20 protein-coding genes are annotated in these 22,889 nt (G+C 69.4%); 3 read left to right on the plus strand and 17 right to left on the minus strand.

Going from position 1 to position 22,889, the window contains the following annotated elements; genetic code table 11:
- Positions 1 to 61: 61 nt before the first annotated feature.
- The 6 genes from ASF30_RS05385 to ASF30_RS23450 all read right to left on the minus strand — a co-directional run bounded on the left by ASF30_RS05385 (position 62) and on the right by ASF30_RS23450 (position 6,033).
- The gene (locus tag ASF30_RS05385) at positions 62 to 1,000 is read right to left on the minus strand and encodes a nucleoside hydrolase (protein ID WP_055902646.1); all 939 of its coding nucleotides are present in this window, start codon (positions 998 to 1,000) and stop codon (positions 62 to 64) included.
- Positions 997 to 1,989: a ribokinase gene (locus ASF30_RS05390; protein ID WP_082467486.1), complete on the minus strand. Its 993-nt coding sequence runs from the start codon at positions 1,987 to 1,989 to the stop codon at positions 997 to 999. Before ASF30_RS05390 ends, ASF30_RS05385 begins: the two co-directional genes overlap by 4 nt.
- A gap of 3 nt (positions 1,990 to 1,992) precedes the next feature.
- Positions 1,993 to 3,783: a hypothetical protein gene (locus ASF30_RS05395; protein WP_055902653.1), complete on the minus strand. Its 1,791-nt coding sequence runs from the start codon at positions 3,781 to 3,783 to the stop codon at positions 1,993 to 1,995.
- Positions 3,776 to 4,330 carry an orotate phosphoribosyltransferase gene (pyrE, locus tag ASF30_RS05400; protein ID WP_055902656.1) on the minus strand — a complete coding sequence of 185 codons (555 nt, stop codon included), beginning with the start codon at positions 4,328 to 4,330 and terminating at the stop codon, positions 3,776 to 3,778. Before pyrE ends, ASF30_RS05395 begins: the two co-directional genes overlap by 8 nt.
- 10 nt (positions 4,331 to 4,340) lie before the next feature.
- Positions 4,341 to 5,657: a threonine/serine ThrE exporter family protein gene (locus ASF30_RS05405; protein WP_055902659.1), complete on the minus strand. Its 1,317-nt coding sequence runs from the start codon at positions 5,655 to 5,657 to the stop codon at positions 4,341 to 4,343.
- Between the two features lie 253 nt (positions 5,658 to 5,910).
- Positions 5,911 to 6,033 (minus strand): hypothetical protein, encoded by a 123-nt coding sequence (locus ASF30_RS23450; RefSeq protein WP_268765537.1) that lies wholly within the window; start codon positions 6,031 to 6,033, stop codon positions 5,911 to 5,913.
- 97 nt (positions 6,034 to 6,130) lie between these two features.
- On the opposite strand from ASF30_RS23450, the gene ASF30_RS05410 reads away from it, so the two are divergent.
- Together ASF30_RS05410 and ASF30_RS05415 are read left to right on the plus strand one after the other, a co-directional pair.
- The gene (locus tag ASF30_RS05410) at positions 6,131 to 7,045 is read left to right on the plus strand and encodes a LysR family transcriptional regulator (protein WP_055902664.1); all 915 of its coding nucleotides are present in this window, start codon (positions 6,131 to 6,133) and stop codon (positions 7,043 to 7,045) included.
- Between the two features lie 135 nt (positions 7,046 to 7,180).
- A complete protein-coding gene (locus ASF30_RS05415; protein WP_055902666.1) occupies positions 7,181 to 7,939 on the plus strand; it encodes an enoyl-CoA hydratase/isomerase family protein in 759 nt (252 codons plus the stop codon).
- Between the two features lie 110 nt (positions 7,940 to 8,049).
- Here the strand turns inward: ASF30_RS05415 and ASF30_RS05420 are convergent, their stop codons facing one another.
- The 9 genes from ASF30_RS05420 to ASF30_RS05460 all read right to left on the minus strand — a co-directional run bounded on the left by ASF30_RS05420 (position 8,050) and on the right by ASF30_RS05460 (position 18,253).
- Positions 8,050 to 9,543: a CoA-acylating methylmalonate-semialdehyde dehydrogenase gene (locus ASF30_RS05420; protein ID WP_055902668.1), complete on the minus strand. Its 1,494-nt coding sequence runs from the start codon at positions 9,541 to 9,543 to the stop codon at positions 8,050 to 8,052.
- A 74-nt stretch (positions 9,544 to 9,617) separates the two neighbouring features.
- Positions 9,618 to 10,940, minus strand: a complete 1,323-nt coding sequence (locus ASF30_RS05425) for an aspartate aminotransferase family protein (protein ID WP_055902671.1) — start codon at positions 10,938 to 10,940, stop codon at positions 9,618 to 9,620.
- 129 nt (positions 10,941 to 11,069) lie between these two features.
- Positions 11,070 to 12,221: an ABC transporter substrate-binding protein gene (locus ASF30_RS05430; protein ID WP_055902674.1), complete on the minus strand. Its 1,152-nt coding sequence runs from the start codon at positions 12,219 to 12,221 to the stop codon at positions 11,070 to 11,072.
- Between the two features lie 60 nt (positions 12,222 to 12,281).
- Positions 12,282 to 13,052, minus strand: a complete 771-nt coding sequence (locus ASF30_RS05435; RefSeq protein WP_055902677.1) for an ABC transporter permease — start codon at positions 13,050 to 13,052, stop codon at positions 12,282 to 12,284.
- A complete protein-coding gene (locus tag ASF30_RS05440; protein WP_055902680.1) occupies positions 13,049 to 13,903 on the minus strand; it encodes an ABC transporter ATP-binding protein in 855 nt (284 codons plus the stop codon). Before ASF30_RS05440 ends, ASF30_RS05435 begins: the two co-directional genes overlap by 4 nt.
- On the minus strand, positions 13,900 to 14,865 hold the full coding sequence (locus tag ASF30_RS05445; protein WP_442914951.1) for an ABC transporter permease: 966 nt from the start codon (positions 14,863 to 14,865) through the stop codon (positions 13,900 to 13,902). Before ASF30_RS05445 ends, ASF30_RS05440 begins: the two co-directional genes overlap by 4 nt.
- Positions 14,862 to 15,878 carry a TIGR03842 family LLM class F420-dependent oxidoreductase gene (locus ASF30_RS05450; RefSeq protein ID WP_055902683.1) on the minus strand — a complete coding sequence of 339 codons (1,017 nt, stop codon included), beginning with the start codon at positions 15,876 to 15,878 and terminating at the stop codon, positions 14,862 to 14,864. Before ASF30_RS05450 ends, ASF30_RS05445 begins: the two co-directional genes overlap by 4 nt.
- Before the next feature lie 8 nt (positions 15,879 to 15,886).
- Positions 15,887 to 17,350: a dihydropyrimidinase gene (hydA, locus tag ASF30_RS05455; protein WP_055902685.1), complete on the minus strand. Its 1,464-nt coding sequence runs from the start codon at positions 17,348 to 17,350 to the stop codon at positions 15,887 to 15,889.
- A gap of 21 nt (positions 17,351 to 17,371) precedes the next feature.
- On the minus strand, positions 17,372 to 18,253 hold the full coding sequence (locus tag ASF30_RS05460; protein ID WP_055902689.1) for a nitrilase-related carbon-nitrogen hydrolase: 882 nt from the start codon (positions 18,251 to 18,253) through the stop codon (positions 17,372 to 17,374).
- 204 nt (positions 18,254 to 18,457) lie between these two features.
- On the opposite strand from ASF30_RS05460, the gene ASF30_RS05465 reads away from it, so the two are divergent.
- Positions 18,458 to 19,843, plus strand: a complete 1,386-nt coding sequence (locus ASF30_RS05465) for an aminotransferase class I/II-fold pyridoxal phosphate-dependent enzyme (protein ID WP_082467489.1) — start codon at positions 18,458 to 18,460, stop codon at positions 19,841 to 19,843.
- Positions 19,844 to 20,034: 191 nt separating this feature from the next.
- On the opposite strand, the gene ASF30_RS05470 is transcribed toward ASF30_RS05465, so the two are convergent.
- Both ASF30_RS05470 and ASF30_RS05475 read right to left on the minus strand, forming a co-directional pair.
- Positions 20,035 to 20,970, minus strand: a complete 936-nt coding sequence (locus tag ASF30_RS05470) for a hypothetical protein (protein WP_055902694.1) — start codon at positions 20,968 to 20,970, stop codon at positions 20,035 to 20,037.
- A 300-nt stretch (positions 20,971 to 21,270) separates the two neighbouring features.
- Positions 21,271 to 22,026, minus strand: a complete 756-nt coding sequence (locus tag ASF30_RS05475) for an HYR domain-containing protein (protein WP_235480278.1) — start codon at positions 22,024 to 22,026, stop codon at positions 21,271 to 21,273.
- Positions 22,027 to 22,889 lie beyond the last annotated feature (863 nt).

Genomic DNA, 22,889 nt, shown 5'->3' on the forward strand with positions numbered 1-22,889 from the left:
GGGAGTCCCTACCCGCGGAGGGTCACTGCCGGCGCGCGGAAGCGGACCGGAGCGGTGGTCCCTACGCGAGCCGGCCGATCGCGGCCTCGACGGCGTCCCAGAAGCGGGGCACGTCGAGGCCGACGGCCACATGGGCGTTCGCCGGACGGTCGAGCATGCCGTCGAGGTCGACGAGGGTGGCGCCGGCCGTGTGGACGCCGGCGACCTCGACATCGAGGCGGGTGAAGACAGTGCGGACGGCGTCCGGAGCCGCGAGGACGGCCACGGCCACGGGATCGTGCAGCGGGCCGTCTGGCAGCCCGAACACCTCGTCGTTGGTGGCGCAGAAGAAGTCGAGCAGCTCGGCTCCGAATGCCGACGTGGCATTGCCGACGGCCGCGATGCGACGGCGCACCTCTGGCGTCACGAGGGCCTCGTGGGTGACGTTCAGGCCGACCATCGTGAAGCGCACGCCGCGGGCGAGCACGATGGCGAGGGCTTCGGGATCGACCCAGGCGTTGAACTCGGCCGCGGGCGTGACATTGCCGCGGCCCGTGGAGCCGCCCATCCACACGATCTCTCGGATTCCGGATGCCGTCTCGGGGCGATCGCGCAGCAGCTCGGCCACGTTGGTGATCGGGCCCGTGGCGATGATGGCGACGGGCTCGACGGATGCTGCGATCACGTCGGCCATCAGCTCGACGGCCGGACGCGGGTCGAGGAGCACTGTCGGCTCGGGCAGCGCCGGTCCGCCGAGGCCGTTCTCGCCGTGGATCCACTCGGCTGTGACGAGCTCGCGCACGAGGGGACGATCGGCGCCGGCTGCGACAGGGACACCGGTCACCCCGGCGACACCGAGGGCGATGCGGGCGTTGCGCTCGGTGTGCACGAGGGTGCCGTTGCCGCCGACGGCAGTGACGGCCCGCAGGTCGAGGAGCTCGCTGCCAGCGGCCAGCCACAACGCGAAGACGTCGTCGTGACCCGGATCGCAGTCGATGATCACCGGGATGCGATCGGTCACGCCATCCCCATCCGGTCGGCGAACGCCAGCAGGTCCACGCGCCCGGCATAGGAGCCGACGGTTCCGCGGGAGGTGACCGAGAGCGCTCCCGCGGCGACGGCGATGGCGACCGCGTCGCCCAGTGATCGCCCCTCCGAGAGGAACGCGGCGAGAGTTCCCGTGAAGCAGTCGCCGGCCCCCGTGCTGTCGACGGCGGTGACCCGCGGCGCCTCGCACTGCGAGCTGCGCGACGTGACTTCGGTGTCGACGGCGTCGGCGTCGGCGTCGACGACGGATGCCGACTCCGGTCCGGCGGCCGAGACCGCTCCCTCGGCTCCGAGCGTGATGACGACCGAGCGGCAGAGTCGCCCCGCGACGGATTCGGCGACAGCACGCCAGGCTGCGAGCCCTGCGGTCTCGGAGTCGCCGATGCCCAGGGCGACGGCCTCGTGCTGGTTGACGACCAGCGGATCGCAGACGGCGAGGGCGACCGCGGAGATCTGCACCGGCGGCGCGAGGTTGAGCACGAAGCGGGTGCCGACCTCCGAGCTCAGCATGGCCAGCCGCTCGACGGCCTCGACGGGCAGTTCGCCCTGCGTGAGGGCGACATCCGCAGCGGCCACATCCCAGCGGTGCTGCTCCACGGCGGCGGCCGTGACGAAGGCGTTGGCCCCGGCCGAGACGATCACGGTGTTCTCGCCGGAGGAGGCGACCGTGATCTGGGCGACGCCCGTCGCGGCATCCGGAACCGAGTCGATGGCATCGAGGGCGAGCCCGAACCCGCGCACGGTCTCGAGCGCGAAGGTGGCCGCGGCGTCGGTTCCGACACGGGCGACGAGGTCGACGGATGCCCCGGCCAGGTGCGCGGCAACGGCCTGGTTGGTGCCCTTGCCCCCCAGCGCCACGGCGTAGCCCGTGCTCGGGATCGTCTCACCGGGCGCCGGGAAGTCGGCGACGTAACTCGTGGAGTCGACGTTGAGGGATCCCAGGACGAGCACGCGACCTGTCACGGGTCAGGCCGCCGGACCTGGTCCGGCGACGCTCGCCGTGATGGGCTCGCCACCCGAGCGGGAGACGAAGCAGTAGTAGTAGCGCTTCGTGGTGGTCCACTGCTCCTCGGTGACCGGGAAGCTGCCCTGCAGCTGCAGATCGGGGTAGCCGCCTGCGGCGTTCACGTCGATGACGCCGGGAGCACTGCAGAGCAGGTTGATCTGCGATGCCAAGGCCTCTTCGCCGGGGAACGCCGTCGTGGCGTCGCCGCTGAAGGTGCCGCGGTAGACGAGCTGCGCGGCATGCGGCGCGGCGCAATCGACGACAGTGAAGGTCTCGGCCCACGGCCCGGTGTACGGGTCGATGCACTCGCCTCCACCGAGCTGGTCCCAGGGGTGCTCTCCTGCCGCGGCCGGACCCGTCACCTCGGGAGCGACGGTGGGGGTCGGCGTGGGGGTCGGAGTCTTCGACGCACTCGGCGTGGGCGTCGGGGCCGCCCCGAACATGGTCGGGAGGCGGGTGCCGAGGAAGAACAGGCCGACGAGCACGACGACGAGCCCGAGCACGCCGACGATCCAGAGCAGGCGGCGGTCGACCGGCGGCTTGCCTCTAGGGGGCGTGCCATCAGGCGGAGTGCCGCCCGGCGGTGTGCCGTCGCTCGTGGAGTCGACGTCGGTCGGCACCTGGGCGTCATCCGCCCCACCGGCGTCGTTCGCTGCACCGGGGATCTGGTTCGCCGCATCATCGGACGGGTCGGATGCAGCCGCGAATGCGGGCGGCGCGACGAGAGCGGCCGGGGGTAGCACCAGGCCGCTGAGCGCAGGGTTCGCCGCCTGGGTGTCGATGAACGACGACTGCTCCGACTCGGCTGTGGCGAGGAGGGCCGTCGCCGCGGTGTCGGCGTCGGCGAAATCGATCGGGTCGGAAGTCTCTGGGGCTGAAGCGGCCGCGGGCTCCGCGTCGTCCGGCTCGGGCTCGGGCTCGGGCTCGGGCTCGGGCTCGGGCTCGGGCTCCGGCTCGGGCTCATCCTCGACGGGCGGCGGTGGAACCGGGGTGGGGAAACGCGGCGGTTCGGCGGCCGGCGCCCCGAAGACCGGCGCGACGAACGGGGCCGCGACGAACGGGGCGGGAAGGAACGGCGCAGCGTCGGCGGCGGCATCCGCTGACGAGTACTTGGCCGGATCCTCGCCGGCTCGCAGACCCCAGTGGAATCCGGCAGCAGCGGCTGCCTCCTCCTCGGTCTCGACGCTCGACGTCGAGGCGTCGTCGTCGGAATCGTGCGCCTGGGCGGGGTCGGAGTCCTGATCGGATTCCACCGGAGCGGGCTGGGCCGGCTCATCGGTGTCGAAGTCGGCGAACAGCGACCACACGGCCGAGGACGCCCCGGCCGCGCGGGCGACCGGGGCGGCGGACTCGGGCTCGGCTTCCGCCTCAGGCGCAGGCTGGGGTTCCGCCTCGGGCTCGAGTTCGGGCTGGGGCTCCGGCTCGACCTGGGGCTCCGGCTCGGATACGGCTGAGGCCAGTGGCTCTGCTGGCGCTACTGGCTCTGCTGGCGCTGCTGGCGCCGCTGGTTCCGACGGCTCCGCTGCAACCGTGCCCGTGGCGCTCGGTGCCGCGTACCAGACCGGGATGACCGCCTCGTCCTCGGCGGCAGCGGGCGCCGGGTTCGGCGCCTCGGGCTCGACCTCTCGACGTGCTCGACGACCGCCGGAGAGTTGAGCGAGCAGCCACTCGGCCCCGCCGATCTCGGGATCGTGCTCAGTGTCGGCGTCGGGTTCGACGTGCCCGTCGTGCTGGTCGGGACCGTCAGGCATCGCGCAGGCCCAGGTCGTCGAGTCCGATGGCGTAGAAGTAGGGGACGCCCTCGGCCTCGATGATCTCGCGGGCGCCGGTGTCGCGGTCGACGACGACGGCCACGGCGGCGATCTCCGCGCCGACCTTTCGCAACGCCTCGATCGCCTTCAGCGGCGATCCGCCGGTGGTCGACGTGTCCTCGAGCACGATCACGCGCTTGCCGGCGAGCTCGGGACCCTCGACCTGGCGACCACGGCCGTGGTCCTTCGGCTCCTTGCGCACGACGAAGGCGTCGTAGGCGAGACCGCGGGCCACGCCCTGGTGCAGGATCGCGGATGCCACGGGGTCGGCTCCCATGGTCATGCCTCCGACGGCGGCGACGTCGGGGATCTCGGCGATGAGGTCGAGCATGACCTGGCCGATGAGAGGCGCGGCGCGGTGGTCGAGGCTGACCTTGCGGAGGTCGACGTAGTACGTCGCCTTCTTGCCGCTCGTCAGGGTGAAGTCACCGTGGAACACGGCATCCGATGAGATGAGTTCGATGAGCTTGGTGCGCGCGTCAGTCACGGCGTCAACTCTATTGCCCGCGTCGGAATACGCGCTTCCAGAAGCCCGGCGTTCCGGGCTTCTGTGGTGCCACGACAGCGGGGAGGTCGATGTGGAACTGGCCGATCTCCTGAGCCCCGAAACGCACTGTGCGGTACACCGCCGTACCGATGAGCACGCCGAGGGCGATCGAGATCACCGTGCTGAGCGCAGAACTCAGGTCTTGGGCGCTCTGGTCGGCGCCGAGCAGCTCCGTCACGCCGATCAGCCCCGCCGCCCCGGGCACCAGTAGCCAGAACGCCGGCAGGAAGGTGATCTGCGACGGGGCGCCGTGGCGCAGCGAGTCGATCCAGAGCACCACCGGAGTCATCAGAACGGCCCCGAAGAAGCCGCTCAGGCTCGCCCCGAAGAACACGCTGCCGACGAACTGCCCGATGTAGGCGACGACCAGCACCAGCAGCACCCAGCCGAAGGTCTTCGCCGGCGCCGAGAAGTGCAGGTAGTTGCCGACTGCGAACAGCAGCAGGCCGAGCACCGGCAGCCACCACTCATGCGCCGGAGTGCTCTCAGACAGGTAGCTGTAGTCGTCGACGCCGACCAGCGTGCCTGCAGCGAGGATACCGAAGGTGAGCAGCGCCAACTGCACGAGCCCGCTGACCAGTCGGCTCGCGCCGGCGATCATCTGGCCGCTCGCGAGTTCGACGGTTCCCGTCGTGAGCAACCCGCCCGGCAGGAAGGTCACGAGCGGTGGGATCAGCACCAGCAGCGGATCGGACAGGTCGAACACGTCGGCGAGGAGGAACACCGCCAGCGAGCTGGTGAAGGCGGCCACGATCGGGAAGATCAGGTCGAGCGTCGACGATCGCACCAGCTTCATGAGCCCGACCAACAGACCCAGGAGGAACGCGAGCACGGCTCCCTCCACCGTCGGGAACAGCAGCAGGCCGAGACCGAGGGTCAGGATACCGTGACCGAGGGTGCGCAGAACCCAACCGAAGCGGGGCTTCGCCTCCCCGATGGCATTGAGCTCGCGGATGCCGTCGGCAGGGTCGACGCTGCCGTCCTGTGCCCGGTGGATGAGCCTGTAGAGCTGAGCGATCTGGTCGAAACGCAGTCCGGATCGCACCTGCGTCGAGATCGCGACATGGGTGTCGGCCGCGGGGCCGGTCTGCACCAGGATCACCGTCGGCAGCACGACGAAACCCGTGCCCGGCGCCCCGTAGGCGGCGGCGATCTCGTGCATGATCCTGCCGACCCTGTCGACGGACTCGCCGGCCGCGGTCATCCCCTCGGCCAGTCCCACGAGGAACGGACGCAGCTCGGCGTCCGTCGGGGTGCGCTCCGGCATCCGCGCCCCGCTCAGATGCCTGCGACCGGGCGCGGGCCCACGGCAGTCATGGTGTCCACCAGATGCGCCACTACATCCCCCGTTCGCGAGAATCGCCGAGGGTTGTCACGCTATGCCCGGCGCCCGTGGCGCGGCAAGCGGCCGCCGATGAGAAAGCCCGCCTCCCGCGCCGTCCCTGGCGTGGTGGCGGCCTCAGCGCATCCGTGGTTCGTCTGTGCGGCGAACCGAGCGGATGCGAATGCCCGCTTTCCTCTTAGAAGATGCGGACGTACTCGCGCTTGGGGGTGCGGCCGTAGCCGTCCGACGCGAGAAGGGTGATGGTCCCGGCGATGGCGCCGACCGCGATGATGCCGAGGATGACGAGGAGCGCGATCATGATGGAGCCTTTCGAGTTGGGTGGGTACTTTGATTCTGCTCTCCCGAACCATGCAGCACAATCGAATGGTTCTGCATAGTGGATGTAGGTTGACTACATGGATGTTCGACGACTCGATCTGCTCCGTGAACTGTCGGAACGCGGAAGCGTCACAGCTGTGGCGGAGGCGACCCATCGCACGCCGTCGGCGGTGTCGCAGCAGCTGAAGGTGCTCGAGCGGGAGGCCGGGATGCCGCTGACCGAACGCGTCGGTCGTGGCATCCAGCTCACCGGCGCAGGCATAGCGCTGGCCCGCAGCGCGACCGACGTGGCCGTCGCACTCGAGCGGGCCACGGCCCTGTGGGACGAGTTCCGCAACCATCCGAGCGGCGAGGTGCGCCTGGCCACGTTCCCGTCGGCCGGTCAGGTGCTGCTGCCCGGCGTCCTCGCCGACGTGTCGCTGATCCCCGGTCTCGTGGTGCACTGCTCCGATGGCGACGCCGAGCTTCTCGACTTCCCCTCGCTCACCGCCGACTTCGACATCGTGCTGGCGCACTCGCTGCGCGGCACGCGCGCCTGGGGCGGGCGCGGGCTGCGTGCGGTGCCGCTCATGATCGAGCCCCTCGACATCGCCATCCCGCCCGATCATCGGCTCGCCGGTCGCAGCTACCTGACGCCGGCCGACGTGATCGACGATCCGTGGATCGGGGTGCCCGTCGGCTTCCCGTTCGAGCGCATCCTGCACGACATCGAGCAGGTGGCCGGGCACCGCGCGACGGTGTTCCAGCGCATCAGCGACCTGCGCATGGTGGAGTCGTTCGTGGCGGCGGGGCTCGGCATCTCGCTCATCCCGCGCTACACCTCGGGGGGCATCGACCCGAGTCGCGTCATCCTGAAGCCTCTGCGGGGAGTGGATGCCGAACGCGACATCGTCGCGCTGCTGCGACCCGACGTGGCGGAACGCCTCGCGGTGCGCACCGTGGTCGACATCCTGCGCACTCGTGCGGCCGAGATCGAGGCCGCGCACGCGTAGCGCGGCGGCGCAGGGACCACGGGAACAGCATCCGCCCGTCGATATCCGTCACTCGTCGGCCCTCGACGGCGGCTTCGGATGTCGGATGCCACAGTGCGTGCCGCGCCCGAGCGACGGGTGAGTAGGCTGCCGCTGATGAGCGACACGATTCTCCTCGAGGTGACGGACGGGCTCGCCCACGTCACCCTCAACCGTCCCGAGCGTCTCAACGCGATCAACCCCGAGGCCGCCGAACGATGGCGCGACATCGGGCGCGAGATCGCCGAGCGCGACGACATCGGCGCCGTGCTCTTCGATGCGGCCGGCCGGGCGTTCTGCGCCGGGGGCGACGTGCGCGAGATGGGCACGACGGTGGGGGACGGATCGGCCATCGCCGCGCACGCCGACGTGATCCACGCCGGCCACGTGTTCTTCCGGGAGAGCGGCAAGCCCATCGTGGCTGCCGTGCAGGGCGCCGTCGCCGGCGGCGGGCTCGGCTTCATGCTGTGCGCCGACGTGATCGTGGCGTCCGACCAGGCCAGCTTCGCGAGCAAGTACTCCGACATCGGCCTCACTCCGGACTGCGGCGTGAGCACCCTGCTGCCCGAGGCCGTCGGCATGCGGCGGGCACTCGAGCTCACCCTGACGTCACGCCGGCTGACGGCAGCCGAGGCTCTCGATTGGGGCCTGGTGACCGAGGTCGTGGACGCGGACGCCGTCGGCCAGCGAGCACGGGCGATCGCCGAGGCCTGGCTGGCCGGCGCGACCGGGGCTTTCGGCCAGGCGAAGCGGCTCCTGCTGGCGAGCAGCGGGCGCAGTTTCCAGCAGAACCTCGACGACGAGGCGCGCACCATCGGCGCCGCGTTCGGAACGCCGGAGGCGCAGGCGCGCATCGCGGCGTTCGCCACCCGCTGATCGAGTAGCGCCCGAGCGCAGCGAGGACGCGTATCGAGATCCGCCGTGACGGGTGGTTTCGATACGGCTGCTCGCTGCGCTCGCGGCCTACTCAACCAGCGAGATGACGCTCAGTCGTGCTGCGGGAAGCCCAGGTTGATGCCGCCGTGGCTCGGGTCGAGCCAGCGCGACGTGATCGCCTTCTCGCGGGTGAAGAACTGGACGCCAGCAGGGCCGTAGGCCTTCGCGTCGCCGAACAGGGAGGCCTTCCAGCCGCCGAAGGAGTGGTACGCCACGGGCACGGGGATCGGCACGTTGACGCCCACCATGCCCACCTGCACCTCGCGCTGGAAGCGCCGCGCGGCGCCGCCGTCGTTTGTGAAGATGGCCGTTCCGTTCCCGTACTTCCCGTCGTTGATGATGCCGAGCCCCTCCTCATAGGAGGAGACGCGCACGATCGACAGCACGGGGCCGAAGATCTCGTCGGTGTAGACCGATGACGTGAGCGGCACCTTGTCGATGAGGGTCGGGCCGAGCCAGAACCCCTCGGCCGCCCCGTCGAACTCGCCGTCGCGTCCGTCGACGACCACGGTCGCGCCGTCGGTCGCGGCGACGTCGATGTAGGACGCCACCTTGTCGCGATGCACCTCGGTGATCAGCGGTCCCATGTCGCAGGAGCGGCGACCGTCGCCGGTCGTCAGTCCGGCCATGCGCTCGGTGATCTTCGCCACCAACTCGTCGGCGATGGAGTCGACGGCGAGCACCACCGAGATGGCCATGCAGCGCTCGCCCGCAGACCCGAAGCCGGCGTTCACGGCGGCGTCGGCAGTGAGGTCGAGATCGGCATCCGGCAGCACCAGCATGTGGTTCTTGGCGCCGCCGAGGGCCTGCACGCGCTTGCCGTTGGCCGAGGCGGTCTCGTAGATGTACTGGGCGATCGGCGTCGAGCCGACGAAGGAGATGGAGGCGACATCCGGATGCGTCAACAGCGCGTCGACGGCCTCCTTGTCGCCGTGCACCACATTGAAGACGCCGGCCGGCAGCCCGGCCTCGGCGAACAGCTCGGCCATCCAGATGGCGGCCGACGGGTCCTTCTCGCTCGGCTTCAGCACGACGGTGTTACCGGCCGCGATAGCGATGGGGAAGAACCAGAGCGGCACCATGGCCGGGAAGTTGAACGGCGAGATGATGCCGACGACCCCGAGCGGCTGGCGCACCGTGTAGACGTCGACGCCGGTGGAGACGTTCTCGGAGTAGTCGCCCTTGGTGAGGTGGGCGATGCCGCAGGCGAACTCCACCACCTCGAGGCCGCGCGCGATCTCACCGCCGGCATCCGAGAGCACCTTGCCGTGTTCGCTGGTGAGGATCTCGGCGAGCTCGCCCTTGCGTGAGTTCAGCAGCTCGCGGAACGCGAACATCACCTGCTGGCGACGCGCGATCGAGGTCTCGTTCCAGGCCGGGAACGCTGCTGCCGCTGCAGCGACCGCTGCGCCCACATCGGCGACGCTGCCCAGCCGCACCTCCTTCTGCACGATGCCCTTCGCGGGGTCGTAGACGGGCGCTGTGCGCGTCGACTCCCCAGCACTGGCAGCTCCGTTGATCCAGTGGTCGAGCGTGGTGGTCATGATGGGTCCGATCTGTGTTCGTGGGTTCTGAGGTGAGGTGGATGTGGTCTCGATGCGCGTCGACGTCGTCGGCGCTACTCGGCCAGCGGGAGTGAGAGCACCTCGTCGTAGGTGGCGAGCGCCTCGGCGACCTCGTCGTCGGTGACGGTGCAGGGCGGCACGACATGGATGCGGTTGTCGGCGGTGAACGGCAGCAGTCCGCGTTCCACCAGCGCACCCTTGATGTGCCCGATGACGGCGGCGCTCACGGGCTCGCGGGTCTCGCGGTCCGCGACGAGCTCGAGGGCCCAGAACACGCCCTCCCCACGCACCTCACCGATGATCTCGTGCTTGGCGAACAGCTCGGCGAGTCCGGGACCGATGGCCTCCCGCCCCACCCGGGCGGCGTTCTCGACGATGCCCTCCGAGCTCATCGCGTCGAGGGCACCGACGATGGCTGCCATGGCGAGCGGATGCCCGCTGTAGGTGAGGCCGCCGGGGAAGACCGCGGTGTCCCAGGTCGCCGCGATGGCGTCGGAGATGATCACGCCGCCGGCCGGAACGTAGCCCGAGTTCACGCCCTTGGCGAAGGTGATGAGGTCGGGCACGAGGTCGTAGCCCTCGAAGGCGAACCACCGGCCGGTGCGGCCGAAGCCGCACATCACCTCGTCGGTGATGATGAGGATGCCGTAGCGGTCGGCGATGGCCCGCACCCCGGCGAGGTAGCCGGGCGGGGGAATCAGCACGCCGGCCGTGCCGGGGATGGTCTCGAGCAGGATGGCCGCGATCGACGACGGTCCCTCCGACTGGATGACGCGCTCGAGGTGGCGCAGGGCGCGCTCCGACTCCTGCTCGGGCGTCGTCGCCCAGAACTCGCTGCGGTAGAGCCATGGGCCGAAGAAGTGCACGTGCCCGCGGGCGTACTCATTCGGCACGCGTCGCCAGTCTCCGGTCGCGACCACGGCGGCTCCGGTGTTGCCGTGGTACGAGCGGTAGGTCGAGAGGATCTTGTCGCGGCCCGTGTACAGGCGCGCCATGCGGATGGCGTTCTCGTTCGCATCCGCCCCTCCATTGGTGAAGAAGACCTTGGAGAAGCCGGCCGGGGCGCGGTCGGTGATGCGCTTGGCGGCCTCGCCGCGGGCGAGGTTGGCCGTGGCCGGCGCGACTGTCGCCAGCAGGTCGGCCTGTTCGTGGATGGCCGCTATGACCGACGGATGCTGGTGGCCGATGTTCGTGTTCACCAGCTGCGAGGAGAAGTCGAGCCAGCTGCGCCCGGCGTGGTCCCACACGCGGGAACCGGAACCGCCGGCGATCACCAACGGGTTCAGCCCGGCCTGCGCCGACCAGGAGTGGAAGACGTGCGCAGCGTCGAGCTCGCGCGTGCGGTCGTCGAGTTCGGAGAGTTCCAGGTCGGTCATGCTGAGTGCCTTTCATCCACCGCTGGTCGAGTAGCGACCGAGCGGAGCGAGGACGCGTATCGAGACCCGGTGAGGTGATCTCGATACGCGTCCGACTCCGTCGGGCGCTACTCGATCAACGAGTACTGCTTAGTTGCCGCCCTCGGCGAGGGTGACGTCGATGGGCTCGAAGTCGGCACCGGTGGTGTCGACGCCTTCGTCCTTCAGCTCGGCGAGAGCCTTCTCCACGTACTCGTTCGAGTAGGCGTCGGCCGGCGGATCGGTCGTGATGATGGTCGCGCCGGTCTCGTTCTTCGTCTTCATCGCGATGTCGACCGTCTGCTTCCAGGCGGCCTCGTCAATCATTCCGACGCCGTTGGTCGAGGGCCAGATCAGCTTGTTGACCTCGTTGGTCATCCACAGCTGGTGGCTCGCGCCGAGCGTCGATCCCGCCGCCGTCACGATGCCGGCTGCCTTCTCGGCGTTGTCGCGCGCGTAGACCCAGCCCTTGATGGAGGCCTTGATGAACTTGACCGTGGTGTCGGCGTAGTCCTTGTCGTCGGCGAGCTTGTCGGCATCCGCCCAGATCGCATCCTGGAGCATGGCTGTTCCGACGTCGTTCCAGTTGATGACGTTGAGGTCGTCGGGCTGGTAGAGCTCGCCCGTCGCCGGGTTCTTCGTCTCCAGCACCTGCGCGTACTCGTTGTAGGTCATGGCCTGGGCCGCGTCGATGTCGCCGGCGAGGAAGCCGTTCATGTCGAAGGCCTGCTGCACGAGCGAGATGTCTCCGACGTCGACGCCGTCCTTCTGCATGCCAGCGAAGAGCTCCCACTCGTTGCCGTAGCCCCAGCTGCCCACCTTCTTGCCGGCCAGGTCGGACGGCGAGGTGATGTCCTTGTCCTTGAACGAGATCTGGGTGGTCGCGCTGCGCTCGAAGATCTGCGCGACGTCGGTGATGTGAGCGCCCTGCTCGATGGAACCGAGCACTTTCGGGACCCACGAGATGGCGTAGTCGACATCGCCGGAGGCCAGCGCATCCTGCGGGACGATGTCGGCGCCGCCCTCCACGATCTCGACGTCGAGGCCCTCATCCTCGTAGTAGCCCTGGTCGACGGCGGCGTAGTAGCCGGCGAACTGGGCTTGGGAGAACCACTGGAGCTGGAGCTTCACGGGGGTGAGTTCACCGCCGGCGTCCGACGTGCTGTCCGAGTCGCTGCCGGTGCTGCTGCATCCGCTGAGAACGAGTGCCGAGACGGCCAGTGCTGCTGCCGTGCCGATGACGTACTGTCTGCTGCGTTTCATTTCTTCCTCCTTCAGGTGCCTCTTGGTGTGGTGCAACGTGGCCGGATGACCGGCGCACGATTACGCGCTCGGACGATGCCGAGACGCGAGTCTCTCGAGGGCCAGGGTCGCTCCGTAGAACAGCAGGCCGAGAACGATGGATCCGAGCACGTAAGCCCAGGCGAGCGCGTAGTTGCTGCTCGACGCCGCCGAGGTGATCGACTTGCCGAGACCGCCGACCGGGCCTCCGAAGTACTCGGCGATGAGGGCGGAGATGACGGCGAGCGACGATGCGATGCGCAGCCCGGTGAACACGAACGGCGTGGCCGTCGGCAGCGTGACGACCCTGGTGGCCTGCCACGGGGTCGCCGCCGTCGCGCGCATCAGGTCGCGGTGCACCGGACGCACCTGGCGCAGACCGCGGAGCGAGTTGAGGTAGACGGGGATGAACACGGCGATCGCGGCAACGATCTGCCGGGCCGTCTCCTCGGCGGCGCCGAACATCGAGTAGAGCACCGGGGCCAGCGCCACGATCGGGATGACCGAGAGGGCGGCGACGAGTCCGGCGCTCAGCTCGTCGACGATCGGCAGCAACGCGGCGATGACGGCGGCCACCACGCCGACGATCCCGCCGACGATGAGGCCGATGAGCGCATTCGTTCCCGTGATCACGGATGCCGCCCACACCGTCGGGATGTTGTCGACGAACTGGGTGCCGATCGCCACCGGGCTCGGCAGCACGAACGGCTTGATGTCGAGGGCCATGACGGCGAGCTGCCAGATGAGCAGTGCCCCGATGCCCAGCACGAGCGGAGCGACCACCGCCCTCGTCGAGCCGATCGCGGGCCTCATCGGTTCTCGACCCCTCGCGCCCCGGCCGCTGCGGGCTCACCGTGCAGCAGCTCGCGCACCTCGCTGACGGCGTCGAAGAAGCCGTCGGCCTCGCGCAGCCCCTCGCCGCGCTGGGCCGAGGAGCCGAGCGCGATGGGCAGGATGCCGCGGATGCGTCCGGGCCGCGGCGACATCACGACCACGCGATTGGACAGGAAGACGGCCTCGGGGATGCTGTGGGTCACGAACACCACGGCCGCCTTCGTCTCGCCGCAGATGCGCACCAGCTCGTTCTGCATCCGTTCGCGCGTCATCTCGTCGAGCGCACCGAACGGTTCGTCCATGAGGAGCAGGTTGGGGCTCTCGGCGAGGGCCCTGGCGATGGCGACGCGCTGCTGCATGCCGCCCGAGAGCTGGTCGGGGTACTTGGAGCCGAAGTCGCCGAGGCCGACGAGCTCGAGCAGTTCGGTCGTGCGCGTCCGGCGGTCGGCCGAGCTCACGCCGTGCAGCTGCAGCGGCAGCTCGATGTTGGCGGCGACGCTGCGCCACGGCAGGAGTCCAGCCTGCTGGAAGGCGATGCCGTACTCCTGGTCGAGGCGGGCCTTCTTGGCCGTCTTCCCGAAGACGCTGATGTCGCCGGCCGTGGGCTGGTCGAGGTCGGCGATGAGACGCAGCAGGGTGGACTTGCCGCATCCGCTCGGCCCGATCAGGCTCACGAACTCGCCGGGCGAGACCGTGAGGTCGATGCCGTCGAGGGCTGTGACCGTCGACTCGCCGCGGCGCCCGGAGAACACGCGCGAGACGCCGGTGACGGTGACGGCGTCGGATGCCGCTGCTGCCGGAGCGGTGGCCTCGGGAACGGACTGACTCATGCTGGAACCTCTCCACGGCGGTAGCGACGCAGGAACACGCCGATGAGACTGACGAAGCCCGCGGCGACGAGCCCCACGAGGACGGCGCCGAAGATGGGCGCCCAGGGTTTGGCCGGATCGCCGCCGGCAGCTGCGGCGAACTCGACGACCATGCGGCCGATGCCGCCGCGCAGGCCGATGGACACCTCGGCGACGATCGTGCCGATGACGGCGCTCGCTGCTCCGAGGCGGAGCGCAGGAAGCAGGTACGGCACGCTGGCGGGGAGCCGGAGGCGGAACAGGGTCGTCCACCAGCCCACGCCGTAGCTGCGCATGAGTTCGACGTGGTTGGTGTCGGGCGAGTTGAGTCCGCGCAGGGCACCGATCGAGATGGGGAAGAAGGCGAGGTAGCTGGCGATGAGGGCCACGGACATCCACGGCTCCCACTCGAACGAGCCGATCTGGATCTGCGCTCCCCAGCGCCGCACCAACGGGGCGATGGCGATGAGCGGCACGGTCTGGCTGAGCACGATCCACGGGAACAGCGCAGCCTCGGCGGTGATGAAGCGCTGCATGAGTAGGGCGAGGAACAGACCGACCACGACGCCGGCGATCCAGCCGACGGATGCCACCCCCAGGCTGAACGCCGAGGCCTGGAGCACGGCCTGCCACATCGGCAGCGCGCCGGCTGCGCTGGAGACAGGCTCGAACAGGCGCCCGATCATGTCCCATACGTGCGGCATGGCGAGGTCGGTGGTGCGCGGCAGCACTGTCACCCCACCGATGACGACGCCATCGGCTGGACCCAGGGCCTTGTAGATCTCCCAGACCGCGGCGAGCAGCACGATGCCGAGCGCACCGAGGAGGAACCGGCGGAGGGAGGCACCGCCCCGCATCCGACGAGGCACCCCGGCCTCGACGATTCCGGGCACCGTGCCGATCGACCCCGCGTCGACCGCCTTCAGCGCCTCGGACACGCTCACGCCTTCGCCGTGATGTGGTCGGAGAGCGCCGGGATGACGGTCTCGCCGTAGACGCGGAGGGTCTCCTCCTTGTTGTCGTGCTGCAGGTATCCGGCGAACTGGTCGACGCCGAGGGCCTTCAGAGCCTCGAGCTTCTCGATGTGCTGTTCTGCGGTGCCGAGGATGCAGAACCTGTCGACGATCTCGTCGGGCACGAAGCTGGTGTGCGAGTTGCCCGCGCGCCCGTGCTCGTTGTAGTCGTAGCTCTCGCGCGCCTTGATGTAGTCGGTGAGGGCATCGGGGACGGCACCGTGCTCGCCGTACTTCGAGACGATGTCGGCCACGTGGTTGCCGACCATCCCGCCGAACCAGCGGCACTGGTCGCGCATGTGCTCCCAGTCGTCGCCGATGTACATGGGCGCGGCAACGCAGAACTTGATCGACATCGGGTCCCGCCCGGCTGCCTCAGCGGCATCCCGGACCGTCTTGATCATCCAGGCGGCGATGTCGAGATCGGCGAGCTGCAGGATGAAGCCGTCGCCGACCTCACCCGTGAGCTTGAGCGCCAGCGGACCATAGGCGGCCACCCACACGTCGAGCTGCGAGCCGCGGCTCCAGGGGAACTGCAGCTGCGAGCCGTTGTACTCGACCGAGCGCGAGTTGCCCAGCTCCCTGATGACGTGGATCGACTCGCGCAGGGTCTTGAGGTTGGTCGGCGCGCCGTTCGTCACCCGCACGGCCGAGTCGCCGCGACCGATTCCGACGATGGTGCGGTTGCCGTACATCTCGTTGAGAGTGGCGAAGACCGATGCCGTCACGGTCCAGTCGCGGGTGGCCGGGTTCGTGACCATGGGCCCGATGATCACCTTGCGGGTCTCCGCGAGGATGGCGCTGTAGATCACGTAGGGCTCCTGCCAGAGCAGGTGCGAGTCGAAGGTCCACACGTGGCTGAAGCCGTGATTCTCGGCGAGCTTGGCGAGCTGCACAGTGCGCGACGCCGGCGGGTTGGTCTGGAGGACTGCTCCGAAATCCATGGGGTCTCCTAGATCAGGTACTGCGAGAGGCCGCGCTTGAGGAACCGACCGTCGCCCTTGGCACCGAGGTACTGGTTGCCGTCGACGACGACCTTGCCGCGCGAGATGACGGTGTCGACGTGACCGTCGACCTCGAAGCCCTCCCACGCGGAGTGGTCCATGTTCATGTGGTGGCTGCGGCCGGTCGGGTGGCCGTGCTCGTCGACCGGCATGCCGATGGAGGTGTGCCCGTTCGGGTCGTAGACGACGATGTCGGCATCCGCCCCCGGCTGGATCACGCCCTTCTTGCCGTAGAGCCCGAACATGCGCGCCGGGGTGGTGCTGGTGAGCTCCACCCAGCGCTCGAGGGTGATCTCGCCGGTCACGACGCCCTGGTACATGAGGTCCATGCGGTGCTCGATCGAGCCGATGCCGTTCGGGATCTTGCGGAAGTCGCCGAGGCCGAGCTCCTTCTGGTCCTTCATGCAGAACGGGCAGTGGTCGGTGGAGACCATCTGCACGTCGTTGGTGCGCAGCGACTGCCACATGGCGTCCTGGTGGCCCTCCTCGCGGGAGCGCAGCGGAGTCGAGCACACCCACTTGGCGCCCTCGAAGGCGCCCCACTTCTCGCTGACGGCGCCGAGCTGCTCCTCCAGCGAGAGGTAGAGGTACTGCGGGCAGGTCTCGGCGAAGACGTTCTGGCCCTTGTCGCGGGCCCAGGCCACCTGCTCGACGGCCTGCTTGGCGCTGACGTGCACGACGTAGAGCGGAGCGCCGGTGAGCTTGGCGAGCATGATGGCGCGGTGCGTCGCCTCCTCCTCCATCTCCCAGGCGCGGGCCTTGCCGTGGTAGAACGGGTCGGTCTTGCGCTGCTCTACGAGCTGCGCCGCGAGAACGTCGATGGCCGGGCCGTTCTCGGCGTGCATCATCGTGAGCATGCCGGTGTCGCGCGAGAGCTGCATGGCCTTGAGGATCTGCGCGTCGTCGGAGTAGAAGACGCCGGGGTAGGCCATGAAGAGCTTGAAGCTCGAGATGCCCTCGTCGACCAGGCCGCGCATGGCGAGCAGCGACTCGTCGTTCACGTCGCCGACGATCTGGTGGAAGCCGTAGTCGATGGCGCAGTTGCCGGCCGCCTTCTCGTGCCAGGCGGCGAGGCCGTCCTGGATCTTCTGGCCGTAGGTCTGCACCGCGAAGTCGACGATGCTCGTCGTTCCGCCCCAGGCGGCTGCCCGGGTTCCGGTCTCGAAGGTGTCGGAGGCCTCGGTGCCGCCGAACGGCAGCTGCATGTGGGTGTGGGCGTCGATGCCGCCCGGGATCACGTACTTGCCCGTGGCGTCGATGACGGTGTCCACGGCTGAGGCGACATCCGTTCCCAGCAGAGCGCTGCCGGGCTCGAGTACTGCGGTGATGCGTTCCCCGTCGATGAGCACGTCGGCCGCCGCGCGGCCAGTGGCGCTGACGACGATGCCGTTGGTGATGAGGGTCGTTGCCATGGTTCGCTCCTTCGCGGTGGGCTACGGCTTCGGGATGGACGTGTACGACTCGGGACGACGGTCGCGGTAGAACTGCCAGTTGTTGCGCACCTGGCGGATCATGTCCATGTCGAGGTCGCGCACGACGACCTCCTCGTGCTCCTCGGAGCCGTACTCGCCGATGATGTTGCCCTGCGGGTCGACGAACTGGCTCTTGCCGTAGAAGTTCACGGCGAGGTCGCCGTACTCGTTGTCCTCGAGGCCCACCCTGTTGGCGGCGGCCACGAAGTAGCCGTTCGCGGCGGCGGCCGCAGGCTGCTCGATCTCCCAGAGACGGTTCGAGAGGCCGGGCTTGGTCGCATTGGGGTTGAACACGATCTGCGCGCCGTTGAGGCCGAGCTCGCGCCAGCCCTCCGGGAAGTGCCGGTCGTAGCAGATGTAGACGCCGATCTTGCCGACGGCGGTGTCGAAGACCGGGTAGCCGAGGTTGCCGGGGCGGAAGTAGAACTTCTCCCAGAACCTGTCGAGGTTCGGGATGTGGTGCTTGCGGTACGAGCCGAGGATGCTGCCGTCCGAGTCGACCACCACGGCGGTGTTGTAGTAGACGCCGGGCTGCTCCTCCTCGTAGATCGGGAGGATCATGACCAGGTCGAGTTCCTTCGCCAGCGCCGCGAAGCGCTGCACGATGGGACCGTCGGCAGGCTCGGCGTAGTCGTAGTACTTCGCGTCCTCGGTGATGCCGAAGTACGGCCCGTAGAACAACTCCTGGAAGCAGATGACCTGCGCACCCTGCTCCTTCGCCTCGCGGGCGAACTGCTCGTGCTTGGCGATCATCGATTCCTTGTCGCCCGTCCAGGTCGTCTGGGTGATCGCTGCTCGCACGGTGTTCGTGCTGGTACTCGTGCTCTTGCTGACGCTGGTCATGACCGGTTGCCTCCACGAAGGATCTGCCGGCGATGGCGGTACTACGAGGTCACCAACGCCGAGGGTTGAAGCCGAACCGGACCTCTTCGTCCGTTCTGTTATTGTTCGGCGTAAACATTTCTCTTTTGTTTCACTGTGTGACGTACGTGTAAGTCATTGTGGTTCCCCACCTCCCGGAGGGCAAGACCCATGCACGATGAAGCCATGCACTCGTGGATCCAGCACATCGACGGGTCGTCGCCACGCGACATCGCGGCCTCGATCGCGCGCCAGATCACGTCCGGCGAGCTCGCGCCGGGCGATCGACTCCCGACGGTGAGGGTCGTCGCGAGTGAGATCGGAGTGAGCCCGGCCACAGTCAGCCATGCCTGGCAGGCCCTCGCCCGCGCCGGTCTCATCGTCTCGCGGGGGCGCGCGGGCAGCTTCGTGCGGAGCACGGATGCCGCCTGGCTGCCGCCCCGCACGCAGGGCCTGGCCGGGCATCCGGGCGACGCCAGGCTCGACCTGTCGCGCGGCACTCCCGATCCGTTGCTGCTTCCCGGCCTCGCACGGGCACTGGCACGGGTGTCGGCCGGAGCCCAGAGCGCCCAGACCTCGAGCTACCACGACCTCCCGCTCATCCCCGAGCTCGAACGGGTGCTGCGGGCGGCCTGGCCCTACCCGCCCGAGGCCATCACCGTCGTCGACGGAGCCCTCGATGCCGTCTCGCGCGCGCTCGAATCCGTCGTGCGCTTCGGCGATCGAGTCGTCGTCGAGAGTCCCGGCTTCCCTCCGTTCTTCGACCTCATCGACGCCCTCGGCGCCGAGCGCGTTCCCGTCACGCTCGACGACGACGGCATGCTGCCCTCCTCTCTCTCGGCAGCTCTTGGGTCGCATCCGAGTGCCGTCATCCTGCAGCCACGGGCGCAGAACCCGACCGGGGCGTCGATGCCGCGCGCCCGCGCCGAGGAGTTGGCCCGGGTCATCCGCGGCCATCCGAACGGATCGCAGCTGATCGTGATCGAGGACGACCACTCGGGGCAGATCTCGACGGCCGGCGACGTGAGCCTGGGCGAATGGCTGCCCGATCAGGTACTCCACGTGCGCAGCTTCTCGAAGTCGCACGGCCCCGACTTGCGCATAGCAGCGCTCGGCGGACCGAGCGGGATCGTCGACAGGATCGTGGCCAGACGGATGCTCGGACCCGGCTGGACGTCGCGCATGACGCAGCGCATCCTCTACGACCTGCTCACCGACGGCCAGTCGATCGACGAGGTGGCCGAGGCGCGGCGCCAGTACTACACACGACAGCGCACGCTCGCATCGGGTCTCGCCACCTGGGACATCGCGTCCCCGGTGCGTTCCGACGGCATCAACACCTGGCTGCCGGTGGCCGACGAGCGATCGGCGCTGGTGCAACTGGCGGCGGTCGGCATCAGGGTCGCCGCCGGGTCGGCATTCATGGCCACGGACGTGCCGGGCGCGCCGGCCTTCGTGCGGGTCACCGCCGGCATGGTGCGCGACGACACGGCGGAGGTCGCTGCGGCGCTCGCCGCGGCCGCGCTGCCGCATCCGCCCGGCTCGCACTCGCTCGGTGCGCGCTGGTCCTAGGGTCGCTGCGCCTCTTCTCGCTCGCTCGTGCTCGCTCGTGCTCGCTCGTGCGCTCGGTTGTTCGCCCCGCTCGCCACTTATGGCCGCTCCCACGGCGGCCCAGCGGCCACAACCGGCGAGCCGGGCACTGCGGTGCGGCCACAACTGGCGAGCCGGGCGCTGCGGTGCGACCACAACCGGCGCGCGAGCGCTCAGCGTGCTGGAGACAGGCGCGCCAGCAGCGCCGCCCACCACGATGCGGGCAGCACGTCCCGAGCGCCGGGCAGACGATGCGCCAGCGCTCCCCCTCCGACCAACGCCGACAGCCCACTCGGCAGGCCGACGGCGGCGACGAAGCGCTCCACGGTGTCGTTGGAGAACTCGGGCGGATCGATGAGCGGGCGCAGCCGCTGCGCGCCGGCCCCGTCGAGCCCGAACGCGGCGACGATGCGCGCGAAGTCCGGAGGCGGGTCGGCGATCTCGAGAAGGGCGTCGCGCACGATGCGGCCTGCGGCATCCGTCACCGATCCGTCACTCGGATCGACCCACCACCAATGTTCACCCCAGCGGTGCACGATGCGACCCGCGGAATCCCACACGCCGAACCCGCCGTGCACACCGTTGGTCCAGATCAGCACGGCTCGGGAGCGCATGGCGTGCCAGGCCATGAGGAGCACCCCCGGATCGTGCGGGGCGACGAGGGCCTCTCCATCGCCGATGGGCGCCGCGATGATGGGGAAGCCGACCGATCGCGCGACGAGGGCGGCCTCACCCGCCTGCGCAGTGGGCGAGAACCACAGCACGCGGGGCGGGGTGAAGGCTCCGTAGGGGAACTCGTACTGCGTGCCGAGGCTGTAGCCGCCGCGATTCCGGTCGACGATCACTCGGGCACGCAGCCTGTCGCTGAGTGCCTCGAATCCCGCCCGCGTGGTGCACTCCTCGAGCGCGAATCCCCTGTCACCGACGGGCACCACGATGAGCGGCCCACCGCCGACGGCTGCCAGGATGCGGGCCTCGACAGTGCGCGACTCGACGTCGTAGCGGATGAGCGCCGGATGCCCCTGCTGGCGCAGGTGTTCGCGCACGACGTCGAGGGCCGTCTCGCCGACACCGACGCACAGCAGCTCGCACACCTCGAACTCAGCCATGGGCCGCCCCCTCGCGCGCCGGCCACCGGGGCCCGCCATCGCCTCCAAGGGTAGGAGCGTGGCCGCCGCGGCCGCGCACCCCCGTCATGGGCGCGCCGGGCCCGAGTCGCCCCCTGGCAGCTCGAGCCGCTCGCCTCGTGAACCCTTCGCCCCTCGATCCCCTCGCCACATGGGCCACTCGCCACTCATGGCCGGTCATTGCAAGGGCGCAGCGGCCACAAGTGGCGAGCCGCGCACGCCCCAGCGGCCACAAGTGGCGACGGGGCCGCGCTTCGGGCGGCCGCTCCACGATGCTTGCCCTCAGCGCCCGGGGTGGGAGCGACGTCGCGTCGCCAGGAGCAGCGCGGCGCCCGCGATGAGCATCAGCAGGGCAAGGTGCAGGGAGCCGGATGCCGCAACTCCCGTCGACGCCATGGTGCCCGTGCCCGTGCCCGATCCACCGCCGCCGCTCGTCCCGCCGCCAGGGCTACCCGAATCGCCCGGACTTCCCGGGGTCGGCGTGGGAGACGGCGTCGGTTCCTCCGAGGTCGCTGTCGTGACAGTCACGGTGAAGCTCGACGTCGCGGTGTTACCCGCGGCATCCGTCGCCGTGCAGGTCACAGTCGAGACGCCGACGGCGAAGGAGGTGCCGGATGCCGGCACGCACTCGACCGTCGGATCGTCTCCCGAGTTGTCGGTCGCAACGGGGTTCACGAAGTCGACGACCACGGACGGCCCGGGAGTCGTGCGGACGAGATCGGGATTGTCGGCGATCACCGGAGGCTCGACGTCTTCGACGGTGATCGTGAAGGAGTCGGCCACCACCGCGAACAGGATGATCTCGAACATCGACTGGTCGGAGTCCGTCGCGGTGCAGTTCACGGTGGTGACGCCGATCGGGAAGAAGTCTCCGGATGCCGCATCGCAGTCGACAGTCGTGGGAGGAACGCCACCGGCCGTGGTGGGCAGTGCGAACGCGACCTCGGCGCCAGCCTCACCCGGGTCGTTCGGCACCACGATGTCGTCGGGCACGTCGATCGTCAGGGCCGGAGGCTCGGAGACCAGCGTCCACAACACGGTGTTGTCCTCTGACGTCGACGCCGCACTCGGGTTCGCATTCGGTGACGCATCCACCACAGCACCCGCCGGGATCGTCGCGAACACATCACCCGCCACCGTCATCCCGGACACCGACACCGTGTACGCCGGACCAGCACCGCTGATCACCACCGTCGTCGCCCCCGCCGTGCCGCCCAACACCACATCGGATGCCGTGAACCCGACNGGACACCGACACCGTGTACGCCGGACCAGCACCGCTGATCACCACCGTCGTCGCCCCCGCCGTGCCGCCCAACACCACATCGGATGCCGTGAACCCGACAACCGGCTCAGAGAACACCACGTCGAACACGATCGGGGACACCGAGGTCGGATCCACCTGCGTCGCACCCTGGTTCAACGTCACCGTCGGCGCCACCACATCACCCGGGTCCACCGTGAAGATCACGGTGTTGTCCTCCGACGTCGACGCCGCACTCGGGTTCGCATTCGGCGACGCATCCACCACAGCCCCCGCAGGGATGGTCGCGAACACCTCACCCCCGACCGTCATGCCCGACACCGACACCGTGTACGCCGGACCAGCACCGCTGATCACCACCGTCGTCGCCCCCGCCGTGCCGCCCAACACCACATCGGATGCCGTGAACCCGACCACNGACACCGACACCGTGTACGCCGGACCAGCACCGCTGATCACCACCGTCGTCGCCCCCGCCGTGCCGCCCAACACCACATCGGATGCCGTGAACCCGACCACCGGTTCCGAGAACACCACGTCGAACACGATCGGGGACACCGAGGTCGGATCCACCTGCGTCGCACCCTGGTTCAACGTCACCGTCGGCGCCACCACATCACCCGGGTCCACCGTGAAG

The organism is Leifsonia sp. Leaf264 (genome assembly GCF_001422325.1).
GTDB lineage: Bacteria > Actinomycetota > Actinomycetes > Actinomycetales > Microbacteriaceae > Orlajensenia.